The sequence below is a fragment of the Paenibacillus sp. NFR01 genome, assembly GCF_900111565.1.
In the GTDB taxonomy this organism is placed as follows: domain Bacteria; phylum Bacillota; class Bacilli; order Paenibacillales; family Paenibacillaceae; genus Paenibacillus_AQ.
The window spans coordinates 188,120-210,944 of the sequence record NZ_FOIK01000006.1 but is presented as its reverse complement, the minus strand read 5'-3'; the positions used below and the strand labels follow the sequence as shown (position 1 = coordinate 210,944).

At 52.6% G+C, this 22,825-nt stretch carries 19 protein-coding genes; 11 read left to right on the top strand and 8 right to left on the bottom strand.

Going from position 1 to position 22,825, the window contains the following annotated elements:
• Positions 1-10 precede the first annotated feature (10 nt).
• The 8 genes from BMW84_RS21405 to glmS all read left to right on the top strand — a co-directional run bounded on the left by BMW84_RS21405 (position 11) and on the right by glmS (position 12,183).
• Positions 11-751, top strand: a complete 741-nt coding sequence (locus BMW84_RS21405; RefSeq protein WP_091071868.1) for a M15 family metallopeptidase — start codon at positions 11-13, stop codon at positions 749-751.
• 863 nt (positions 752-1,614) lie between these two features.
• On the top strand, positions 1,615-4,407 hold the full coding sequence (gene ppc, locus BMW84_RS21400; protein ID WP_091071867.1) for a phosphoenolpyruvate carboxylase: 2,793 nt from the start codon (positions 1,615-1,617) through the stop codon (positions 4,405-4,407).
• Positions 4,408-4,566: 159 nt separating this feature from the next.
• Positions 4,567-5,133, top strand: coding sequence for an RNA polymerase sigma factor SigW (sigW, locus tag BMW84_RS21395; protein ID WP_091071865.1), 567 nt, complete (start codon positions 4,567-4,569; stop codon positions 5,131-5,133).
• 130 nt (positions 5,134-5,263) lie between these two features.
• Positions 5,264-5,878, top strand: coding sequence for an anti-sigma factor family protein (locus BMW84_RS21390; RefSeq protein WP_091071863.1), 615 nt, complete (start codon positions 5,264-5,266; stop codon positions 5,876-5,878).
• Positions 5,879-6,075: 197 nt separating this feature from the next.
• Complete coding sequence (cdaA, locus tag BMW84_RS21385) at positions 6,076-6,906, top strand: diadenylate cyclase CdaA (RefSeq protein ID WP_091071862.1); 831 nt, start codon at positions 6,076-6,078, stop codon at positions 6,904-6,906.
• A complete protein-coding gene (locus BMW84_RS21380) occupies positions 6,899-8,326 on the top strand; it encodes a CdaR family protein (protein WP_091071860.1) in 1,428 nt (475 codons plus the stop codon). The genes cdaA and BMW84_RS21380 overlap by 8 nt, the downstream gene beginning before the upstream one ends.
• 88 nt (positions 8,327-8,414) lie before the next feature.
• Positions 8,415-9,755, top strand: coding sequence for a phosphoglucosamine mutase (gene glmM, locus BMW84_RS21375; protein WP_091071858.1), 1,341 nt, complete (start codon positions 8,415-8,417; stop codon positions 9,753-9,755).
• 595 nt (positions 9,756-10,350) lie between these two features.
• The gene (gene glmS, locus BMW84_RS21365; RefSeq protein ID WP_091071854.1) at positions 10,351-12,183 is read left to right on the top strand and encodes a glutamine--fructose-6-phosphate transaminase (isomerizing); all 1,833 of its coding nucleotides are present in this window, start codon (positions 10,351-10,353) and stop codon (positions 12,181-12,183) included.
• 400 nt (positions 12,184-12,583) lie between these two features.
• Here glmS and BMW84_RS21360 read toward each other — a convergent pair whose 3' ends face one another.
• The gene (locus BMW84_RS21360; protein WP_091071853.1) at positions 12,584-13,054 is read right to left on the bottom strand and encodes a DinB family protein; all 471 of its coding nucleotides are present in this window, start codon (positions 13,052-13,054) and stop codon (positions 12,584-12,586) included.
• A gap of 284 nt (positions 13,055-13,338) precedes the next feature.
• Between BMW84_RS21360 and BMW84_RS21355 the strand changes: the two genes are divergently transcribed.
• Both BMW84_RS21355 and BMW84_RS21350 read left to right on the top strand, forming a co-directional pair.
• Positions 13,339-13,755 carry a VOC family protein gene (locus tag BMW84_RS21355; RefSeq protein WP_091071851.1) on the top strand — a complete coding sequence of 139 codons (417 nt, stop codon included), beginning with the start codon at positions 13,339-13,341 and terminating at the stop codon, positions 13,753-13,755.
• Between the two features lie 115 nt (positions 13,756-13,870).
• A complete protein-coding gene (locus BMW84_RS21350) occupies positions 13,871-14,305 on the top strand; it encodes a phosphotransferase enzyme family protein (RefSeq protein WP_091071850.1) in 435 nt (144 codons plus the stop codon).
• Positions 14,306-14,793: 488 nt separating this feature from the next.
• On the opposite strand, the gene BMW84_RS21345 is transcribed toward BMW84_RS21350, so the two are convergent.
• The 7 genes from BMW84_RS21345 to BMW84_RS21315 form a co-directional block, all read right to left on the bottom strand.
• On the bottom strand, positions 14,794-15,240 hold the full coding sequence (locus BMW84_RS21345; protein WP_091071848.1) for a hypothetical protein: 447 nt from the start codon (positions 15,238-15,240) through the stop codon (positions 14,794-14,796).
• Positions 15,241-15,256: 16 nt separating this feature from the next.
• Positions 15,257-16,174 carry an ABC transporter ATP-binding protein gene (locus BMW84_RS21340; protein ID WP_091071847.1) on the bottom strand — a complete coding sequence of 306 codons (918 nt, stop codon included), beginning with the start codon at positions 16,172-16,174 and terminating at the stop codon, positions 15,257-15,259.
• Positions 16,167-17,183 (bottom strand): ABC transporter ATP-binding protein, encoded by a 1,017-nt coding sequence (locus BMW84_RS21335; RefSeq protein ID WP_091071845.1) that lies wholly within the window; start codon positions 17,181-17,183, stop codon positions 16,167-16,169. Before BMW84_RS21335 ends, BMW84_RS21340 begins: the two co-directional genes overlap by 8 nt.
• Before the next feature lie 15 nt (positions 17,184-17,198).
• The gene (locus BMW84_RS21330) at positions 17,199-18,044 is read right to left on the bottom strand and encodes an ABC transporter permease (RefSeq protein ID WP_091071843.1); all 846 of its coding nucleotides are present in this window, start codon (positions 18,042-18,044) and stop codon (positions 17,199-17,201) included.
• 4 nt (positions 18,045-18,048) lie between these two features.
• The gene (locus BMW84_RS21325) at positions 18,049-18,999 is read right to left on the bottom strand and encodes an ABC transporter permease (RefSeq protein ID WP_091071841.1); all 951 of its coding nucleotides are present in this window, start codon (positions 18,997-18,999) and stop codon (positions 18,049-18,051) included.
• A gap of 81 nt (positions 19,000-19,080) precedes the next feature.
• A complete protein-coding gene (locus BMW84_RS21320; RefSeq protein WP_091071839.1) occupies positions 19,081-20,697 on the bottom strand; it encodes an ABC transporter substrate-binding protein in 1,617 nt (538 codons plus the stop codon).
• Positions 20,698-20,843: 146 nt separating this feature from the next.
• A complete protein-coding gene (locus tag BMW84_RS21315) occupies positions 20,844-21,275 on the bottom strand; it encodes an RrF2 family transcriptional regulator (protein ID WP_091071838.1) in 432 nt (143 codons plus the stop codon).
• Positions 21,276-21,406: 131 nt separating this feature from the next.
• Between BMW84_RS21315 and hmpA the strand changes: the two genes are divergently transcribed.
• Positions 21,407-22,606, top strand: coding sequence for an NO-inducible flavohemoprotein (gene hmpA / locus BMW84_RS21310; protein ID WP_302848108.1), 1,200 nt, complete (start codon positions 21,407-21,409; stop codon positions 22,604-22,606).
• Positions 22,607-22,825 lie beyond the last annotated feature (219 nt).

The following is a 22,825-nucleotide window of genomic DNA, read 5'->3' as shown; positions in this document are numbered from 1 at the left end:
GAGGTCAGTAATGCCATTAACTATTGAAAAAATCCAAGCCAAATCCGCCGTCCGCCTCATCGGCCTGCATCCCGTCCTTAGCGCTGCCGTCCGACGGCTAATCGATCGCTGCTTTGCCAAAGGCGTACCCATCCTAATTACGCAGGGTATGCGTACGGCCGCGGAGCAGGACAAGCTCTATGCACAAGGCCGCACGCAGACGGAACTGGACGCCGCCGGAGTGTCCAAGGTGAAGGCGCGGCCGGATCTGCCGAAAGTGACGAATGCGCGCAGCGGTTACAGCTATCATAATTACGGGCTCGCGGTGGACTTTGCGCTGCTGCTGCCGGACGGGACGGGCGTGTCTTGGGATATGAAGCGCGACGGCGATGGCGACCGGACGGTTGACTGGACTGAAGTGGTACAGGAAGCCAAAGCGCTTGGCATGGAGTGGGGCGGCGATTGGAGCAGCTTCAAGGACTATCCGCATTTGCAGATGTGTCTTGGGCTGTCCCTGGCTGAATTACGGAGCGGAGCGAAGCCTTCCGATGCTGCGGTTGAGGCGGCATACCGGATCATGAACGCAAAGGAGGAACAGCTGGTGAAATGCGAAATGACAAATCCCATTAAGGTTAACGGCGTCAAAATTGCCGACGGTTTTATTGAAGACGGCGTGACCTATGCGCCGGTGCGTGCCGTAGCCGAAGCACTTGGTGCGAATGTGGGTTATGTAGCAGCGGAACAGACGGTAGAAATCGTCACCGGAAAGTAAGCGCGGGCAGTATTGAGGTTGCTTCGAACAACTGTGTAAGTAATTGTCCCTGCCAAATGGAAATCTCAGTATAAAATGATTCTGCGGATTGAATATCGAATTCCAAGTTGAATAGACCCTGCAAAGTAGAATGTCAGGCTCCGGTTCGAGAATATGAAGGAGTTGCAGATGTAAAAGAATTGGATGGTTTGTTGTTTGAGTATCTATCAAAGGGTAAGCTCCCATTGCGAGTTTGAGCTGTAAAGTAACTGTGGAACCCCAAGCCGAAGTTGCAGCTTCAACAAAGGTAAAAAGGAACTAAGCAAATATACAAGGGGAAAATGTCCCACTAATTTTCGCCGAGAGCCTTGAATCAGAATTCAATGGGAAAAAGCCCCACTAATTTGGCCTTGATGTCTTCAGAATGCTGTTTTTGGGCGAATTAGGGGGACGTTTTCCCTCTATTTGCGTTATTTCGGCATTTTGGGCAGATTTAGTGGGGCATTATCCCACTAATCAGCTCAAGCCATCTAATCGAGCGCGGCTTGCCTGCCGAATCAACACCAAACGTTACTCCGAACGTGCCCAATACCTTTTATGTACATAACCTCCCGCCCCGGCCCTTAAGGGCCGGGTTTTTTCGCGTTCCCCGCAAATTACGGATGTACATATTCCCCGCTCCCCGCAGCCATTATAATAAGAAGAGATACATAATTATTTTTAACCTGCATAAATAGCCGATATGGTGTATAATCGTATTTACTGTATCGCTTTACCGCGCAATAAAGTTGAAGATTTCCCCGAAGTTTTATTGTATGATATGAGGAAAGCTTCAAAATAGACAAAGGTTAACGCAATATTTCGGAAGAGATGGGGGGAGCAGCATGACCGAACTTACGACTGCCGCCAGCAAGAACAACTCCAACAACTTGCTGCGGCGTGACGTACGGTTCCTGGGGAATATACTGGGCGAAGTCTTGGTACACCAAGGCGGCAACGAATTGCTTGAGATCGTGGAGAAAATCCGCGAGACGAGCAAATCGCTGCGCTCATTATTTTTGCCTGAACTGCACAATGAATTTAAAGAGCTGATTAATGCGCTGGATCCGGAGATTCGCCACCAAGTGATACGGGCGTTCGCGATCTATTTCCAATTAGTCAACATCGCTGAGCAGAATCACCGCATTCGCCGTAAACGCGACTATGAGCGTTCCGCTGGGGAGACCGTACAGCCGGGCTCGATCGAGAGCGCGATTCAGGAGCTTCGCGAACGGGATTTCTCGCATGAGGATGTGCGTGAGATCATGAACGGCATGTCGCTGGAGCTGGTCATGACCGCTCACCCTACAGAAGCGATGCGCCGCGCCATTCTGGATATCCACAAACGCATCTCTACCGATGTGATGGAACTGGATAATCCGACATTGACCTTCAGGGAACGCGAACAGCTTCGCGAGAAGCTGCTTAATGAAGTCATCACTCTGTGGCAGACGGATGAACTGCGCGACCGCAAGCCGACAGTACTGGACGAAGTGCGCAACGGCATGTACTACTTCCATGAGACGCTGTTCACCGTGCTGCCGGACGTTTACCAAGAACTTGAACGATGTCTAAGCAAATACTATCCGGGCCAGAACTGGCATGTGCCGACGTTCCTGCGGTTTGGTTCCTGGATCGGCGGCGACCGCGACGGCAACCCGTCCGTGACGGCGGCAGTGACGCTCCAGACGTTGCGTTTACAGCGCAAGCTGGCCATCCGCGAATATCAACGGATCATGCGCAGCCTGATGCAGTATTTGAGCTTCAGCACCAGCATCGTCAAGGTTACGCCGGAGCTGACGGCTTCCATCGAGAAGGACCGCAGCCTCATCAGCCTGACCCGCGAGGATTCCTGGCGCAATGACAAAGAGCCTTACCGCATCAAGCTCAGCTACATGATTTCGAAGATCCAGAACGTTTTGGACGACGAGAAAAAAGGAAGCCCGGAACGCTATGCCTCGCCGGAGGAGTTTATCGAAGACCTCAACGTGATCGACCGCAGCCTGCGGCATCATTTTGCGGACTATGTAGCCGACACTTATATTAAGAAACTGATCCGTCAGGTGGAGCTGTTCGGCTTCCACACGGCAACCTTGGATGTGCGCCAGCACAGCAAGGAGCATGAGAATGCCATGACGGAAATTTTGAATAAAATGAACATGGCCGACAATTACGCGACGATGGCCGAAGACGACAAGATCACGCTTCTGGAAAAGCTGCTGAACGATCCGCGCCCGCTGACCTCGCCGTATCAGAATTACAGCGAAAGCACGGAAGAATGCCTCGACGTGTACCGGGCCATCTACGAAGCGCAGCAGGAATACGGCAAGCAGTGCATTTCCAGCTACCTGATCAGTATGTCGGAGGCGGGCAGCGATATTCTTGAGGTGATGGTATTCGCCAAAGAGGTTGGTTTGTTCCGTAAAGACAACGACGGCACGGTCATCTGCACGCTGCAGGCGGTACCGCTGTTCGAAACGATCGACGACCTGCACAATGCGCCGCAAATTATGCGCCGACTCCTGAACCTGCCGATCTACCGTGAAGCGGTAGGGGCCATGAACAACCTGCAGGAAATTATGCTCGGATATTCCGACAGCAATAAAGACGGCGGCGTGGTAACCGCCAACTGGGAGCTGCGTGTAGCGCTTAAAGAAATTACGGCTACAGCCGACGATTTCGGCGTGAAGCTGAAGTTCTTCCACGGACGCGGCGGTGCACTCGGTCGCGGCGGTCTGCCGCTGAACCGCAGCATTCTGGCCCAGCCGGCCTCGACGATCGGCGGCGGCATCAAGATTACGGAGCAGGGCGAAGTCATCTCCTCCCGCTATTCGATGAAGGATATTGCTTACCGCAGTTTGGAACAAGCGACTTCGGCGCTCGTAACGGCTGCGATTCATGCCCGGACACCGCAGACGGATCTGTATGAAGCCAAATGGGACGAAATCGTGGCCCGCATTTCCGAGGTTTCGCTTAAAAAATATCAGGACCTGATCTTCCGCGATCCGGATTTCCTGTCCTACTTCAAGGAATCGACGCCGCTGCCGGAAGTGGGCGAGCTGAACATCGGCTCCCGCCCGTCGAAACGGAAAAACAGCGACCGCTTCGAGGACCTGCGTGCCATTCCATGGGTCTTCGCCTGGACGCAAAGCCGCTATTTGCTCCCGGCATGGTATGCGGCCGGAACCGGCTTGCAAAGCTTCTACGACGGCAAAGAAGAGAACCTGAAGATTATGCAGCATATGTATAACAACTTCTCGTTCTTCACGACACTCGTGGATACGCTGCAAATGGCGATTGCCAAAGCGGATCTGATCATTGCCAAGGAATATGCCGGCATGGGCAAAAACGAAGAAGCGCGCAAGCGCATCTTCGGACAAATCGAAGCCGAATTCAAGCTGACCTCGGAGCTGATCCTCAAGATTACCGGGCAGCAGGAAATTCTGGATAACGTTCCGGTTATTCAGGAGTCGATTCGTCTGCGCAACCCTTACGTCGATCCGCTCAGCTACCTGCAAGTCCAGCTCCTCTCCGAGCTGCGTGCGCTGCGCGAGGCCGAGGGTGACGACGCCGAGCTTCTGCGCGAGGTTCTGCTTACGATCAACGGCATTGCTTCCGGTCTTCGGAACACCGGCTGATCTTGCTGCAGCCCGCGATCCATTATTGCTCGCCATACCGTCCAGCCTGAGCAGGCTGGACGGTTTTTTAACGTTAAGGATGTATCCAGGAATTTATTGATTTTTACCCTGACATGAATTACGATTTAATTGCTTGTACAAGTCTGGGGGAGTTAACAGGTGGAGAATCTGGAAGGCAGATTGACCAAACTCGCCTTAAAGGGCGACCAAAGAGCATTTGCCGAGCTTGTGGAACTGTATAAAGACAAAATATATCATTTGGCGTACCGGATGCTGAACAACCGCCATGAAGCGGAGGATATCGTTCAGGAGACGTTTTTGCGCGTATTCCGAAATTTGGACCGCTATGACGACAAACAGAAGTTTTCGACCTGGATCTACCGGATCGGCACCAATCTGTGCATCGACCGGCTGCGTAAGCGGAAGCCGACATACTCGCTGGATGCCGAGATGAACGACCAGGAAGGCATCGACGGCTACTCCATGATTCCAAGCGACAATGTGACGCCGGAGACGGAGCTGCTGCTATCGGAAACGCAAAGTTTGATCTATGAAGCCATCGACAGCCTGCCGGTGAAATACCGGTCGGTGATGATATTGCGATATTTGCAGGATTTGTCCCTTCAGGAGATCAGCGAAGTGCTCGACATGCCTGTAACGACGATCAAAACGCGGGTCCATCGCGGCCGGGAATTTTTGCGGAAAAAATTGGGCCCGAAATTATAACTTTTTGTTACCTTTTTATGAAACGCCTCTGTTTTCGCTGCGTATGTTAGTTGAACAAGTTTTGAAGAGCCCTGCCTACATCACGTATCCGGGGATAACGAAATAGCACATGATGAAAGGATTGGCTCCTATGGAATGCAAACTGGCCGTCTCTATGATGCATGATTACCTGGATGACGACTTGCCCGATCTGCAGCAGAGGGAATTGAAGGAGCATCTTCTATCCTGTCCGGATTGCCGTGCAACGTTCAAAGAATTGGAACAAACCGATATGCTGATGTTTTCCCTGATGCACCAGACCCCGGTCGCTTCGGACGATATCGTGGACCGGATTATGGGCGCACTGCCGAAATCCAAGAAGGAACGCTTTATGGTCACCTGGATCAAACGCCATCCCGCGCTTACTGCGGCTTCGGTATTTATCGTGGTCATGCTGATGAGCTTCGCATCGTTCTGGAACCAGAATACGCAGCTTGTCGTCAGAGGCAGCGATCTTGATCAAGTGGTCATTAAAGGAGATACGGTCATCGTACCTTCCGGAAATATCGTATCCGGCGATCTGACGGTGGAGAACGGGAAAACGCAGGTATACGGCGAAGTGGACGGCAATGTGACTGTGATCGACGGTTCCCTGTATCAGGCTTCGACAGCCCACATCTCGGGTCAAGTCAAAAGTATAGACCAGGCGGTAAGCTGGATCTGGTATAAAGTGACAAACATGTTCTCAGAAGTAGCCTACCGTTAGCACGCAAGGTAGTTTTTGGCAGAAGACGCCGGCGCCTCTTTTTCCGAAAAGATGGCGCCTTTTTGTTGTCTGCGGAACTTTCGCGCATTGCCGGCGTCAAACTTGCAACCGGGGCCTGAACGTTATAACCTAAGAAAGAAACGATCTTACAGACATTTTACATAAACCCAGCTAATATAAATGACGGGGGTTTGGGCATGAGCTATTTTACCGAGTTAACATGGAAAGAATCCATTAAAGATATAATCGACATCCTGATCGTCAGCTATATCATCTACAAAGCGCTCAATATGGTGCGGGGCACGCGCGCGATCCAGCTCCTGAAGGGGGTTATGGTGCTTGTCGTCATTTGGGCGCTCAGCACGCTGCTTGACCTCTATACGCTGAAATGGCTGATGAACCAGATGTTCACGTTCGGCATCTTCGCGATATTTATCATCTTTCAGCCGGAGCTGCGGCGGGGGCTGGAGCAGTTGGGCCGCGGGAAATTTTTTGGGCGGACGTCGGAGAACGATGAGGAAGTCAGTAAGCTGATCGGCGAAGTCATTAAGGCCGTCAATTATTTGTCCAAGCGTAAAATCGGCGCGCTGATCGTATTCGAACGGGCGACGGGGCTGAACGAATTTACGGAATCCGGCATTCCTATGCGGTCCGTGGTCAGTTCGGAGCTGCTGATCAACATTTTTATCCCGAACACGCCGCTGCATGACGGTGCGCTGATCATGCAAAACGGGCAAATCGCCGCGGCCGCCTGTTATTTGCCGCTTTCGGAGAATCCGTTTATCAGCAAGGAGCTGGGTACGCGGCACCGGGCCGCTATCGGCATCAGCGAAGTCGCGGATTCGGTATCCGTGGTCGTGTCCGAGGAGACGGGACAAATCTCTCTGGCGATCAACGGGCAGATCGTGCGCGACATCAAAGAAGAGTCGCTCATCTCGAAGCTGTATGAGGAACTGCGGACAAGCTCGCTTTTGAAGGAGAAGAGCAGCGCGTTCTGGAAATGGAGAGGCAGGGGGAACAATGGATAAATGGATGAAGAACAACAACTTCAACAAAATTCTGGCCCTCGCTCTCGGGATTATTTTATGGACGATTGTGCATGTGGATACCGAGCCGATCAGCCAGACGACCGTCAGCACGACCTCGAAGATCATCGAGAACGTTAAGATCGAGCTGACCGGTCTGGATGAAGAAAAATATGTGATGGACCCGCTATCGGTCGATAGCGTACAGATGGAGGTCAGGGGGAAAAAATCCGATCTGAACTTCAAATTTTCCGACGCATACCGCGTCATGCTGGACCTGAGCAACGTGCAGCCCGGCGAAAACACGCTGCCGTTGTCCTATTCGCTGCCCAGCGGCGTAACGCTGGAGTCGATGAATCCGCAGGATATTACGGTACATATCGAACTGCGCAATTCGAAGTCGTTCCCGATTGAGCTGATCACCAAAGGCGCTCCGGCGGAGGGTTATCTGCTGGGCACGCCGGTCATTGAACCGGCTACGGCAGAGGTGACGCTGGCGGCCAGTGAGCTTGGAAAGGTCGCCAAGGTTCAGGGTGTCATGGAGCTGGACGGCGAAAACGAGACGGTCAAGGAGAAAAAGCTGAAGCTCTACGCATATGACAGCGATGGCAACGAAATCAAGGACGCGGTTATCAGTCCGGCAACCGCGTCTGTAGAGCTGCCCATTACGCTGCCTTACAAAACGCTGCCGCTGGATATTGGCTTTACCGGCCAGCTGCCCGGTTCGCTGGTGCTGGCTCGCGTTACGCCCGAGCAGGATACGGTGACCGTATACGGCACGGATGCTGCGCTGGCCGGCGTATCTTCCTATCAGGCTACGCTCGATTTGAGCCAGTTCGACGCGGCCGGAACGCAGCAGACGAAGCTGGAGCTGAAACCGCCGGACGGTCTGTCCAAGATTGATCCCGGCACCATCAATGTCACGGTCTCGATAGCCGAAATCGGCCAGCGGACGATAGACAATATTCCGATCAAGCTGGAAGGCGTAGCGAGCGGACTCCATGCCGCGATCACCGATGCTGCCGGATCCACCGTTAGCCTGACGGTATCCGGCGCCCCTACGCTGCTGGACCAGCTGGATCAGGACAGCATCAGCGTGATAGCCGATGCCGGCGGCCTGACGGCCGGCATCCATCAGCTGCCGCTGCAGATCTCGCTGCCGCGATTCATTTCGCTGCAGAATCCCGGGCAGCGGCAGACGGTCACGGTGGAGCTGCGCTCACCGGACGCGACGACGACGCCGGAGGCCACGGACGCGGCGAGCGGAGCGGTCACGCCCGAGCCGAGCGTGGACGGCGTCTTTAACCCCGGAGGCGGTGCGGAGCTGCCGGGGAACTCCGGGGCAACTGCCCCGCCGGCGACGGACGGCGCAGGGCCAAGCAGTGACGCGGCCGGAACCGACGGGAATGGCGGCGGAGCTTGAGGATTAGCGGGCTTAGGCACACGGAAGTTGAAATCGTTCATACAATAATTTATTAAGCTAACGAAGCGTAAGAAGAGGGAGAATAAGAATGGGAAAGTATTTTGGCACCGATGGCGTGCGCGGAGTGGCAAATAAGGAATTAACGGCGGAGATGGCTTACAGCATCGGCCGCTGCGGGGGATACGTTCTTACAAGCAATGTAGAGAAACCGAAAGTCGTAATCGGCATGGATACGCGGATTTCCGGCCCGCTGCTGGAGTCGGCACTGGTTGCCGGCCTGCTGTCGATCGGCGCGGAAGTCATCCGCCTCGGTGTACTGAGCACACCGGCCGTTGCGTACATCACCCGGCTGCTCAAAGCCGATGCCGGTGTCATGATCTCGGCGTCGCATAATCCGGTGGAAGACAACGGCATCAAGTTTTTTGGCGCCGACGGCTTTAAGCTGACCGATGAAACCGAGCTGCGTATCGAAGAACTAATGGATGCGGAACAGGATGAGCTGCCGCGTCCGGTAGGTGCCGGACTGGGTACTGTAACAGTTAACAACGATGCGAAATATCTGTATCTCGACTATTTGAAGACGACGATTGCCCATCGTTTCGACGGGCTGAAGGTTGTACTGGACTGCGCGCACGGCGCAGCCTATGAACTGGCTCCGCGCCTGTTCAGCGAGCTTGGCGCCGAAGTGATCGCTATCGGCGCAGAGCCGGACGGCCTGAACATCAACGACGGGGTAGGCTCAACGCATCCAGAGAAGCTGCGCGAAGAGGTGCTGCGTTCCGGCGCCGATCTTGGCCTGGCCTTTGACGGAGATGCGGACCGCCTGATTGCCATCGACCAGAACGGCGACGAAGTTGACGGCGACTTCATCCTGCTCATCTGCGGGGATGCGATGAACCGTGCCGGCAAGCTGAAGGACAGCACGATCGTTTCGACCGTCATGAGCAATATCGGCTTCTATAAAGCGGCGGAGAAGGTGTCGCTGAATACCGCCAAGACCGCGGTCGGCGACCGTTACGTCATGGAAGAAATGCGCCGCGGCGGCTACAATCTGGGCGGCGAACAGTCCGGCCATGTCATTTTCCTCGACTACAATACGACCGGTGACGGCATTCTTACTGCGATTCAACTCGTGGAGACGATGAAAGCCTCGGGCAAATCGCTCGGCGAGCTGAAATCGATGATGAAGAAATATCCGCAGGTACTGGTGAACGTACGCGTTCAAGACAAGACCAATTATCCGAACAATCCGGCGATCGAAGCCGCCATTGGCGAAGTGGAGAGCAAGCTCGGCGACAACGGCCGCGTGCTCGTGCGCCCATCGGGCACCGAACCGCTCATCCGCGTGATGGCGGAAGGACCGGACAAAACAGAACTCGATCTGTACGTCGGACAGATTGTTGAAGTCGTGCAGCGCGAATTAGTTTAATTTACATTTATAGTGTAGGGCCGGCGCATCCGGGAGTTATGAAAAGATGCGCCGGCTTTTTCACAAATATGCTCAGAACGGCATTGCCAAAGCGATGTCAGGTGCATATAATAGACTAAGTGTCATTCCAGAAGGAAAGCGAGGATCGTAAGGTTCACACATTTAAGCGCCAGAGCTTGATTTCGCGCGGGGGAGAAGGAGAAGCTGCAGCCACGTTGTTGGCCGCAAGCGGATCCGGATCACGGCAAGTTAAGCTGACGAGGTGGAGGTGTTCGGAATGTTCGGCGGGGACCTCCCGGTGATGCACCAGAGCCGTAAACGAAAGCGGAAAACGAAAGGGCAACTTTTCGGACAATACTTTCGTGGGTGCAATGAGAATCAACTATTCATGGGTGTGCGTACGACGGAAAACCGGAAACGGTTGGCCGCGGCAGGGGAGAAGACTGTACATTTCATGAGCGATGTTTACCTTAAGCGATAAGCTTGCCATAAGCATTGGAAAATTGAATATCTGCAAATTCTCCTGAACTTGCCGCACGGCACGTTTCTTTCCTCACGCCGCCATACTACGATAAATTGGACGGAGGAAATTATTATGTGTGGTATTGTGGGATATATCGGTAGTCAGAATTCGCAGGGGATTTTGGTGGAAGGCTTGAAGAAGCTGGAGTACCGCGGTTACGATTCGGCGGGCATCGCCGTGTTCACCAAAGAAGGTCTGCAAGTCGTGAAGGCGCAAGGACGTCTGGCCAACCTGGAATCGCGGCTGGAAACGACTCCGCTGACAGGCAGCGCCGGCATCGGGCATACCCGCTGGGCGACCCACGGCAAACCTTCGGACGCGAACTCGCATCCGCATACGGATGAAAGCCAAAAATTCTCTGTCGTGCATAACGGCATTGTTGAAAACTACCTGGAGCTCAAAGAAGAGCTGATGGCTGCCGGATGCCACTTCTCGTCGGAAACTGACACCGAAGTCATCTCTCACCTGATTGCCCGCGAGTACAATGGAGACATTGTTAAAGCGGTACAAAAGGCTATTACGTTCATGCGCGGTGCGTTTGCGCTGGGCGTATTAACCGAATACGAGCCGGATAAACTGGTGGCTGTGCGTCAAGCGAGCCCGCTGATTATCGGTCTTGGCGAAGGCGAAAACTTTATCGGGTCCGATATTCCGGCTCTGCTGGAATACACCCGTAACGTATATATTTTGAACGACGGCGAAATGGCTGTGTTGACACGGGATGCTGTCGAACTGATGACGATTGAAGGCAATTTTATTTCTCGGGAAATGATTACTGTCGACTGGGATGCCGTAACAGCGGAAAAAGGCGGCTACGAGCACTTCATGTTGAAAGAAATCCACGAGCAGCCTAAGGCATACCGCGACACGATGCGCGGCCGTATGAACGCTGAAGGCAACAAGGTGATTCTGCCTGAGCTGAATCTGACCGAAGAACAAATCAAGAACATCCGCAACATCCAGATCGTGGCTTGCGGTACAGCATACAATGCTGGCCTCGTTGGACGTAACCTGATCGAATCCATCGTCCGGATTCCGGTCGAAAATGACATTGCTTCCGAATACCGTTACCGTGCACCGATTGTAACGCCGGAAACTTTGGTAATCGTAGTCAGCCAATCCGGCGAAACTGCCGATACGCTGGCAGCGCTGCGCGAAGGCCATGCCAACGGTGCGCATGTGCTGGCTGTAACTAACGTAGTAGGCAGCTCCATCGCCCGTGAAGCCGACAGTGTGCTCGTCACCCTGGCTGGGCCGGAAATCGCGGTTGCTTCCACCAAAGCTTATACTTCCCAGCTGATCGCATTCTCGCTGCTGGCACTGTATCTGGCCGAAGTGCGCGGCACGCAAACCGAAGATCAAGTGGCTGAGATTCTGACAGCCATGCAATCTCTGCCGGAGCAAGTCGAAGAAATCCTGGCGCAAAAAGCGGCAATCAAAGACTATGCCGAGCAAATCGCCGAGCATAAACACCTGTTCTTCATCGGCCGCGGCGTAGATTACGCAGTTGCCCAAGAAGGTTCGCTGAAGCTGAAAGAAATCTCCTACATTCACTCCGAAGCTTACGCTGCGGGCGAATTGAAGCACGGTACCCTGGCGCTCATTGAAGAAGGCGTTCCGGTAATTGCCCTGGCGACCCAAGAGTCCGTGTTGGAGAAAACCGTCAGCAACATCAAAGAAGTGAAGGCCCGCGGCGCAGACGTTCTGGCCATCACCCACGAAGAGCATGTGACCGACCTGCTGAAATCGGTTGACCAAGCGTTTGTGATTCCTAAGACGCTGCCGGTTCTTACCGCCGCATTGTCCGTAGTTACGCTGCAATTGCTGGCATACTATGCTTCCCTGGCACTTGGCCATGACGTGGATAAACCACGGAACCTGGCAAAGAGCGTTACGGTCGAGTAAGAGGAAATATAGCTTTTTCAGCTTTTTAGACAATAATAAAGCTTGGAAACACAACTAGAGTAAGCCGGACATTAAGGATGATATCCTATAATGTTCGGCTTATTTTTTGCGGGTCCACCCGATTCCGGCATGACAAGCCGTACAGAACAAATGAATCGCCGGTACGGCTGCATAACAGGCAGATCGGACAGCTTTGAAGATGGGCGGGGGGGAGTAGACTCGATATGAGGTTTATATTTAAAGAGAATAAAGTAATAGACTGGCGGGCACTTCATTCAGCTACCTGGCAGTAAAGTGGAATAAGATAAGTGGAGGTTTGGTGTAGCATTTGACGCAAAATGCGTAGTATCTAAAAAAAAGAAAAGGTGTATCACCTAAGTGATAACACCTGTGAGATAGATTAATCCCAAACACGCACTCTTGGAATCCCTGCTGTTCTTAAGTAATCGAGCAATTGGCCGGTATGGACTGATTCATGATAGGCGATTCTTAGTAACATGTCACCCAAACTTCTTATATAACCTGAATCTGAACGATCAATTTTAATACTTGTTAAATCCTCTTCAGAAAATAACTTAATAGTTTCTAAGAAGTGATTTCTAAATGGTTCTGCAAATTTCAATTCTGCATCTACGGTAGAAAAAGGTTGTTTTTCGAAAGGAGAATCAAATATTGCCAAGCTACCTCGATTTTGGATAGCTAGATGATAATAATATTCACTTTCTAAAACATGCCTAATCATCTCTATACAAGTCATTGCTTCGTTATCGGGTTTCCATATTAGTTTTTCTTGAGGAATAGATGTCCAAACTTTGATACTTCTTCTTCGTACTTCATTGAAATTTAGAAGAATTAAATCAATTGAGTTCACTAATTTAGTCTCCTTTAGCCGATGTTAATTAATTATATACGATTGAATGTTCGAATAAAAGAAAGCGTGCTAATTGACTAACGGGAATTCTTCAATTCAAATACGTTGTTAAATCAACGATTTTAGTCTAATACTTTATTTTCACAGAACAGTTCATTGTGAATCGACAAACAGAATCGGGCTTACATGTAACGCTGGTACGTTGAGAAGTTCGTTGATATACTGGGTTTGATTAACGAAGACATCAATGACTACAAACCAATTTGACGACGAGGTGTTCAAAAATGGCGTTAATGTCCACATTCACGAGCATCAATCTGCCTGTAACCAACGTAGAACAATCGAAGGTGTTCTTCACTGGCCTCGGATTCGAGCTTAACCCGCAATTCCCCGAGAATGAGCAGTCGGCAGCCATCGTGATCGGCGACAATCTGCAGGTCATGCTGTTCACCAAAGAACTTTTAAAGTCGCTCACGCAGAAGGAAGCCGTGGATACGGAAAAGTATGCACAAATGACGATCGCATTGGCCTTCGAGAGTCAAGAAAAGGTGGATGAAATCGTAAATACGGCGGTCTCCTTGGGCGGGAAGTCGTACGAAGAACCTGAGGATTATGGGTTCATGTATCATTGGGCTTTCGAGGACCTGGACGGCCATATGTGGGCAATCAATTACATGAAAGCGGATGCAGCTCAAGGTTAAGGATAACGGAGTGCCACTCATACTTGGATTAGCTATGGAAGACGCCAGGCAACTTTCTCGGCGTCTTCTTCGCTTTTGGACATTGTTTACATGAGCATTATGAGGAGATGATATTGTGATAGTCGAAGCTGAGAAAGCGCTCATGCACTATTCGTTCATTGATCCAATTATTGAATTCATTAGGCACAATGAAAACATTACTTTTAGAGTGAAAAATAGCTCTGACGACAGAAGTTACTTGTTACGAATTCATAGGCCGGTATCAGATGGGTTATCCGGATTGCAGCATACACGGGCCGGATTAGAGTCGGAAATGGTTTTTCTTAGAGAAGTTGATAAAAAAGGCACTTTGAAAGTACAGCGGCCGATTGTAAATCAAGATGGGGCGTTGGTTACGGAATATATCTCTGAACGATTCGGCCCCACATATGCAACTCTTCTTGAATGGATGGATGGCTCGACACTGGCGCCAGACGAAGAAAACATAGATCAGATCATTTATAAATTAGGTGAATATTTAGCTGAATTACATATATTCTCCGGACCTTAATTCCTCTAAAGTTAAGCAGGCCGATATACGACTCCAATAGGATTGATGAGGCATTAATTGAACTTGAACAGGGAATAAGTCTAGGGATCCTCACTCCAGATGATTATGAAGTTATCCAAAGCGTATTGTCTATCGTCAAAGAGCAGTCGGCAGAGCTAGATTCAAGGGCAAACGCCTGGGGAAATATCCATGCCGATTTTCAGTATGGCAATGTCATTGTAGCCGAAGGAAATCCGGCCGGTATATCGAAGGACAAATATTCATGGATATTTTCATTAGTTATCTATTTTTTATAAACGATCCCGGACGAAACGGCTGGATTAAAGAGCATTCCGCAAAAATTTGCAGCACGCTCTGCCGCGATTTTCTTGATGGGAAGGAAGTCTATTACGCATTCTAAAGCGCCGTTTCGGTATGTTAGTGTTCATAGAAGCACGTACGAAAAAGCAGCCCCCCGAAATATACCGGGGGGCTGCTTTGCTATATCGTTACCGCTGGATCGGTTCGATCCGGTAAACGCCATTGTCCTGCGGGCCAGCCGGCTCGCCGGTGATCTGCCAGCCGAACGACAACACTTCGGCTACGCGTTCTTTTTGCTGAGCCGTCAAGGATACCTCCACAGCTTCTTTGCCTTCTTCCAATTCCAGCTTCGGCTCGATGCCGAGCGCGACTAGGATCCAGCTGCGAATGCCGCGGATCGTATTGTACTTGATCTGGTAGCCTTCCGTTACGGCCTGCCGGAATGCTTCCGGCTGCTGGGCGGCAAAGGAAGCCAGCTCCTGATAGTCAAATTCAAAGGGACTGTTATCTACCGGCAGCTCTGCTGCGGAGGTGATTCCCAGCAGCTGCTCGTCAGACCAGCCGAGTCCGCGCAGCGACTCCAGCAGAAGCGCGTCCCATTGCGACAATTTAACCTTGCTCACTGTTTCCGTCATTATCCTAACCTCCCGTTTATTCCTTGAAATCATAGGCCACATAGTGGCCTGGACTTACTTCCTGCAATTTCGCCGCTTCGCCTTCGCCGCGCAAGACGGAGAAGCCGTCCAGCTGGATACGCTCAGTCGCTTTCATCGGGTCTGTCTCCAGGATGGAGGAGAGCAGCGCTTTGGTATACGGATGAAGCGGATTGTCGTACAGCTCATCGCTGTCCGCTACTTCCACCAGCCGTCCGCCGTACATCACGCCGATCCGGTCGGATATATGCCGCACCATCGACAGGTCATGGGCGATGAACAGATAGGTCAGCCCGAATTCGGCCTGCAGATCCTCCAGCATGTTGACGACCTGAGCCTGAACCGAGACATCCAGCGCCGAGATCGGCTCGTCGCAGACAACGAATTCCGGCTTGACCGACAGCGCTCGGGCAATCGAGATCCGCTGGCGCTGCCCGCCGCTGAATTCATGAGGGTAGCGGTATAGATGCTCCCGCTTCAGCCCTACCTTCTCAAGCAGCGCAGCGACTGCTTCTTTCCGCTCGTCGCCTTGATATACGCCGTGAATCTTCATCGGCTCACTGATCAGCTCCAGCACGTTCAGGCTGGGATTCAGCGAGGAGTAGGGGTCCTGGAAGATCGACTGGATGCGTCTGCGGAAAGGCTTCAGCTGCTTCTCGCCCAGGCGGCCCAGCGGCTGTCCGTCAAACGACACTTCGCCGCCGGTGTAATCATACAGCCGCAGCAGGCAGCGGCCCACGGTAGATTTACCGCTGCCGGATTCGCCGACCAGCCCGAAGGTCTCGCCGCGGCGGATCTGGAAGCTGACGCCGTCCACCGCCTTCAGCACGGAGGTATCGCGTCCGCGCAGGTCCTTGCCTTTGGAGAAATGCTTTTTCAGGTTATTTACGTCTACCAATATCTTATTCTCACTCACCGGCGGATCCTCCTTCTGCAGCGGCAGCCAGCGGCTGCTGTGCACCTTCGGCCAGCCAGCACATGGAGCGGTGTCCCGGAGACAGCTCGGTCACCGGGGGACGCTGGCTGCAGCGCTCAAAGGCATGCGGGCAGCGCTCCATGAACGGACAGCCCGGGGGCGGATCCAGCAGATCGGGCGGGGTGCCTTCGATCGGGATCAGCCGCTCGCGCGAGCCGCCGCCGCGCTTCGGAATCGAGCGCAACAGGCCTTGGGTGTAAGGATGCTGCGGGCGGTAGAAAATATCTTCTACCTTGCCTTCCTCCATCACCAGTCCGCCGTACATAACGATGACGCGGGTGCAGACCTGCGCCACGACTCCAAGATCGTGGGTAATCAGGGCGACAGCCGTATCCGACCGGCCCTTCAGTTCCTTGAACAGGTCCAGAATCTGCGCCTGAATCGTCGCATCCAGCGCCGTAGTCGGCTCGTCGGCGATCAGCAGCTCCGGCTGGCAGGAGAGGGCCATCGCAATCATCACACGCTGGCGCATGCCTCCGCTGAACTCATGCGGATACTGGTTCAGCCGCTGCTCCGGATCACGGATGCCGACCTGGCGCAGCATTTCTGCAGCTTCCTTATAGGCTGCAGCTTTATTTAATCCGCGGTGCCTGCGGATGACTTCGGTTAACTGCTGGCCGATCTTTTTAACCGGATTAAGCGAGGTCATCGGGTCCTGAAAGACCATCGCGATCCGGTTGCCGCGCAGTTTGCGCCATTCTTTCTCGGGCAGTCCGGCCAGGTTTCTGCCATGGAACTCAATTGTCCCGGAGGTAATCTTGCCTGGAGGGGTGATCAGGGACATGATGGCTTTCGCCGTCACGCTTTTGCCGCTGCCGGATTCCCCGACAATGCCCACGGTCTCCCCGGCGTCGATATGGAAGCTGACGCCGCGGACGGCCTGGTTCTCCCCGTCCCGGGTAGAGAACGAGACCTGCAAATCTTCTACAGAGAGCAGTCGTTCACTCATGATGTGTTCACTCTCCTATCGGCGGATCAGCTTCGGTTCAAAGCCGACCCGTAAAATGTCGCCCAGCACATTAAAGCTCAGCACTGTCAGCAGAATCATCAGTCCCGGGAACAGCGCCAGATACGGCGCTTGGGCGATATAGCCCTGGGCGCTGTTCAGCATGCTGCCCCAGGTAGCATTCGGCGGCTGCACGCCGAAGCCAAGGAAGCTCAGCGAGGATTCCATCATGATCGCCGATGCGATGTTGTTGGTTGCCCCTACGATGGTAACCGGAATCAGGCCGGGAAGAATATGCCGCCAGATAATGCCTGAGGCGCTTTGGCCGGAGGCCTTGGCGTACAGCACATATTCGCGCTCCTTGATAGTCAGCGTCTCGGCCCGGATGACCCGGGCAACGCTCATCCACATCAGGAGGGCAATGATGATAATGATATTGCCGACGCTTGGCTTCAGGAAGACGCTGAGCAGCAGCAGAATCAGGAAGGAAGGAATCGACATGATAATATCCAGCATCCGCATCAGCAGATTATCGAGCCAGCCGCCGAAATAGCCGCTGATGACCCCGACGGCGACGCCAATGACGGTCGCCACAATCATGGAGGCGAAGCCGACCAGCAGCGAGACGCGGCCGCCATAAAGCGCCCGGGCCAGGTAATCGCGGCCGTAGTCGTCGGTGCCGAACCAGTGGGCGGCGCCCGGCGGTTTAAGCTGGGCTGTCGCATCCATGGCATTCGGGTCATATGAGGACAGGAAAGCGAAGATCGCGCCCAGCGTAAAGATTACCAGAATCATAAGCGCGGCGACGCCCAGACCGTTCGTAAACAGCTCCGCTTTTAAGTTATTCCATTTACTGCGATTCATGAGGTCACCCCTTTAATTTAATGCGCGGATCGACGAAGCTGTAGAGGATATCCGCAGTCATGTTGCCGATGATCAGCATCAGCGACGAGAACAGCGTAATCCCCATAATGACGGGATAATCCATACCACGGACGGCGGTCATGCCCAGCGAGCCGATGCCCGGCCAGGAGAAGACGGTCTCCGTGACAATGGCCCCGGCTACCAGATCGCCCATCGACATCCCGAGCAAGGTAATTACCGGCAGCAGCACATGCTTCAGGACATGGCGGAACAGGATCGTCGACTTTTTCGACCCGAAGGCATACTGGATCTGCACATACTCTTCCTTAAGCTGGCCGATCGTACTGGAGCGGATATAACGCACATAGGTGGCAAGAAAGCCGAAGGCCAGCACCGTGCAGGGCAAGATGCCGTGCTTCAGGACGTCAGCCGCCGAATCCACGCCGATCGTGCGCATGCCCATGCTTGGGAGCAGATGCAGCTTAATCGCGAACAGATACATCAGCAGGATGGCCAGCCAGAATAACGGAACGGAAATCCCGATATAGGATATAAAATTGATCAGCTTATCCACCCAGCGGTTGCGGTGGGCGCCGGCGATCAGGCCGAGCGGAATCGCGAGCAGAACGGCGAGCGCAATCGCGCTGCCCATCAGCCCGGCGGTAGCAGGGAGGCGCTCCAGAATTTGTCCCAGCACCGGCTGGTGGTTCACCAGGGAATAACCGAAATTCCCTTGGACCAATTCTTTGATCCAGATGAAGTATTGGATGTAGGCCGGCTTATCCAGCCCGAGATTGTGGCGGATCCGCTCAATATCCTCGGCATGCATATTAGGCGTGACAAAGGACAGTACCGGATCTCCCGGGGCCAGCTTAATCATGGCAAAGCAGACGACCGATACGAAAAATAGCATCGGGAGGGTCTGCAGCAGTCTACGGACGATGAGTTGTCTCATACGTGATTCTCCCAGCTCATGATCGGCAAAAAAATAAGCTGGAAGCCCAGCTTATTTTTTGCCGTACTTATTTTGTACGTCTTATTTCTGATAGATTTTGGACAGGTCTTCGAAAATAACGACCGGTTTCAGGACCGCTTCATCGATCCCGCCGTAGTTTTTGGAGATCGCTACGACAGTCTTAGTATAAGCGATAGGATAGATTGGCGCATCCTCGGCTACGAGCTCCTGCGCTTTTTTATAGATATCGGCACGTTTGGTTGTATCGGCTTCGCCTGCGCCCTCATTCAGCAGCTTGTCGACTTCCGGATTGGAGTAGTGCGAATAGTTGGAAGAAGCGCCGGTGGTGAACAGAATGCGGTAAGCATCCGGATCATAACCCATGATATAACCGGTCAGGGCCAGTTCATAGTCGGTTGCCTTAGGATCGATGAACTTCTGCACCCAGGCGGAGGAGTCCATGTTCTGCAGTTCGACATTCACGCCGATGGCTTTCAGCTTCTGCTGCACATACAGGGAGATGGCTTCCTGTGCCTTGTTGCCGCTTTGAACGATGTATCTCAGCTTGAGGTTGCTTTCGCCGGCTGCTGCCAGCAATTCTTTGGCTTTGGCGGCATCATTGTCGAACGTCGTTACGTCATTGGTAAAATACAGGGCATCCGGAGTCAGGAAGGACTTCGCCGGATCTGCATATTCACTGGATGTGTAAGCCGTCTGGATCAGCTCGTCGCGGCTGAGGGCCAGGGACAGGGCTTGACGGACTTCTTTTTTAGCCAGGGCGCCGGTATCGCTATTCGCGTTGAACATCAGATAAGCCAGGCGTCCTTCGCTGTAAGGCAGGATTTCGAAGTTGTTGGTGGCCTGAATGGTTGCTACATCCTTCGGATCAAGGTACTGCACGTTGATTTCGCCGTTTTGCAGGGCCAGGTTCGCCGCGTTGGCATCCTTGGCAATCCGGTACGTGACGGAATCCAGATGCGGCTTGCCGCCAAAGTAGTTGTCGAAGCGTTCCAGGGTCAGGTATTCGCCGGCTTTGTATTCTTTGAATTTGAACGGACCGGAACCTATAGGAGCGGCATTTTTGGTGCTCTTCTCGATGTCGGCTTCATTTTCAAAGATATGCTTAGGAATCGGGGACACTTGCACCAGCGTCGCTTCAAAAGCCGGGCTAACCTGCGGAAGCTTGAATTCGACCGTCAGATCGTCCACTTTGGTAGCCGTAATCGGCTTGTCGTTGATCAGGAAGTTGGCGCGCAGGAAGCTGTTTTGCTTCTCGTCCAAAATGCTGTTGATGGTGAATACGACGTCATCAGCAGTCAGCTTTTCGCCGTCATGCCAGGTCAGACCGTCTTTAAGTTTCAAAGTATACGTCAGATTGTCGGCGGAAGGCGTCAGGCTCTCGGCCAGATAAAAGGTCTTCTTGCCATTGTTCACCTGGAACAGCGGCGCGTAAAGCGCCTGGTCGATGGTCAGGCTGACACGGTCGCCTGCATAGTTCGGGTTCAGCACCTGCGGATCGGAAGCGACTCCGATAATCAGGTTGCCGCCGTCTTTCGGTTCCGTGCTGGCCGAAGCTTCAGCCGAAGCCGCCGGAGAGGCGTTTGTATTGGTTGATGCTGCATTGTTACCGCTGGAGCAGGCACTAATCAACAATGTTAATACCATTAAAATTGCAAATCCCGATAACCCTCTTTTCATCTGTCTCTCTCCTCCATTGTCTGTGAGCATTATCACTCGTTGTTTTTGAATTATACATCGGAATAGTCGGGATTACAATGGATTAGATTTTACATATATGTAACATGGAGGATGTTGGCGATGGGGGATTTTTGAGTTAGGCCCCTTCAATGCAATATCCTCCGCAGCTCATCCTTATTCACCAGCAAATCCTGCAGCGTATATTCATCAAGCACCTGCAGGTAGGCTTGCAGCGCTTTGCCCAGCACGCCTTTAAGTCCGCATACCGGAGAGATGGGGCAGCTGCCGCCTGTAGCATTAAAGCATTCCACCAGATAGAAGTCGTCCTCCATCCGCCGTACAACCTCTCCGATATTTATCATTAACGGCTCGCGAGCAAGCCGGATTCCGCCGCCGCGTCCTCTTACCGTTTCGATATATCCCGCCTTGCCGAGTTCGTGCGAGACCTTCATTAAATGATTTTTGGAGATCTGATAAGCCTGCGAAATCTCCTGTATAGTTGATAGCTCGGTTTGCGGTTTGGCTCCGAGATAGAGAAGAATCCGCAGAGAAAAATCCGTATATAAGGTCAGTCGCATGTTTGCTCCGTTTCCCAGGAATGGTATGTGATGAATGTTACAAATATATCATATTTATTGTCCGTTTTGTTAAAGTGGTATTTGAAATATATCTTTAAATTTAAAATTAGTATATATTAAATTCGTACAAAATGAGGAGGACGATGATCATGTTATCTCAGCACACCCGCGATATTGTGAAATCCACAGCACCGGTTTTAGCCGAGCACGGCACAACCATTACCAGCGTCTTTTACCGGAACATGTTTGAAGCCCACCCTGAATTGCTGAATGTGTTCAACCATGCCAATCAGGCGCAAGGACGCCAGCAGGCAGCGCTCGCCAATACGGTGTATGCGGCGGCCGTCCATATCGACAACCTGGAGAACATACTTCCGGCCGTCGTCCAGATCGCGCACAAGCATGTCAGCCTTGGCATTAAGCCTGAACACTACCCGATTGTCGGCGAGTTTCTGCTGAAGGCGATCAAGGAAGTGCTGGGCGATGCGGCAACGGATGAGATCCTTGGAGCCTGGGGTGAGGCGTATGGCGTCATTGCCGATGCGTTCATCGGGGTCGAGGACAACATGTATAAAGAAGCCCGGGAGCAGGAGAACGGATGGAATTTCTTTAAGCTGTTTACGGTAGCCCGCAAAGTGCAGGAGAGTGCCAATATCACTTCGTTCTATTTGAAACCGGCGGACGGCTCCCAAGTACCGGATTACAAACCGGGCCAGTATATCTCAGTACGGGTACATATTCCCGGCGAAAAATACACGATGATCCGTCAATACAGCTTATCCCAAGCGCCAAGTGCGGATGAATTCCGCATCTCCGTGAAACGTGAAGAGCAAAATGATCCGAACGGCGTTGTCTCCGTCTATCTTCACAACCAAGTGAACGAAGGCGACACGGTTGAAGTCAGCGCGCCGGCCGGCGAGTTTTTGCTGGATACATCCAAAACTACGCCAGTCGCATTCATTTCCGGCGGCGTAGGCATTACGCCGATGATGAGCATGTTCGAGACGGTAGCGAATGTCACGCCGGACCGGCCGACGGTTTTCCTGCATTCCGCACGGAACGAGGCGCTTGCCGCTTTCCGCCACGACGTGGAGAAGCACGCCGCTGCGATGAGCAACGCTAAGTTTAAAATCTTTTATTCCGAGGGCCCGGACGGCGTCATTACGGCTGAAGCTTTGAAGACTTATGTGGACGTTAGCGGCGATGCGTACGTGTGCGGACCGGTTCCTTTTATGGAAGCGATGATTCGTGAGCTGCGCGCGCTGGGGATGAAAGAAGAGCAGATTCATTATGAATTCTTCGGTCCGGCGCTGCAATTGAGCGGCAACTAGAGCGTTTTGAAAATACGAGCAACAACGAGCAAATGATAGCTCCGCTTAAGAAGTAAGCCAAAGAATGCGCCTTCATTCGTGAAGAGGGTGCAACCTTTGGCTTCTTGTGCGTTTTGCAATGTTTTACATATAACGGCAACAGGCGTAAGATTCAATCATCAACCGAAAGCCCTGCAGGGTAAAAGGAATGCTTGGAGGAGAACAATAAATTCCTATAAC

Excerpts from the sequence above, each read along its gene's own strand:
- BMW84_RS21405 (WP_091071868.1), top strand. The coding sequence starts at position 11 with ATGCCATTAACTATTGAAAAAATCCAAGCCAAATCCGCCGTCCGCCTC.
- ppc (WP_091071867.1), top strand. The coding sequence starts at position 1,615 with ATGACCGAACTTACGACTGCCGCCAGCAAGAACAACTCCAACAACTTG.
- BMW84_RS21390 (WP_091071863.1), top strand. The coding sequence starts at position 5,264 with ATGGAATGCAAACTGGCCGTCTCTATGATGCATGATTACCTGGATGAC.
- cdaA (WP_091071862.1), top strand. The coding sequence starts at position 6,076 with ATGAGCTATTTTACCGAGTTAACATGGAAAGAATCCATTAAAGATATA.
- BMW84_RS21380 (WP_091071860.1), top strand. The coding sequence starts at position 6,899 with ATGGATAAATGGATGAAGAACAACAACTTCAACAAAATTCTGGCCCTC.
- glmM (WP_091071858.1), top strand. The coding sequence starts at position 8,415 with ATGGGAAAGTATTTTGGCACCGATGGCGTGCGCGGAGTGGCAAATAAG.
- glmS (WP_091071854.1), top strand. The coding sequence starts at position 10,351 with ATGTGTGGTATTGTGGGATATATCGGTAGTCAGAATTCGCAGGGGATT.
- BMW84_RS21355 (WP_091071851.1), top strand. The coding sequence starts at position 13,339 with ATGGCGTTAATGTCCACATTCACGAGCATCAATCTGCCTGTAACCAAC.
- BMW84_RS21345 (WP_091071848.1), bottom strand. The coding sequence starts at position 15,240 with ATGACGGAAACAGTGAGCAAGGTTAAATTGTCGCAATGGGACGCGCTT.
- BMW84_RS21335 (WP_091071845.1), bottom strand. The coding sequence starts at position 17,183 with ATGAGTGAACGACTGCTCTCTGTAGAAGATTTGCAGGTCTCGTTCTCT.
- BMW84_RS21330 (WP_091071843.1), bottom strand. The coding sequence starts at position 18,044 with ATGAATCGCAGTAAATGGAATAACTTAAAAGCGGAGCTGTTTACGAAC.
- BMW84_RS21325 (WP_091071841.1), bottom strand. The coding sequence starts at position 18,999 with ATGAGACAACTCATCGTCCGTAGACTGCTGCAGACCCTCCCGATGCTA.
- BMW84_RS21320 (WP_091071839.1), bottom strand. The coding sequence starts at position 20,697 with ATGAAAAGAGGGTTATCGGGATTTGCAATTTTAATGGTATTAACATTG.
- BMW84_RS21315 (WP_091071838.1), bottom strand. The coding sequence starts at position 21,275 with ATGCGACTGACCTTATATACGGATTTTTCTCTGCGGATTCTTCTCTAT.
- hmpA (WP_302848108.1), top strand. The coding sequence starts at position 21,407 with ATGAGGAGGACGATGATCATGTTATCTCAGCACACCCGCGATATTGTG.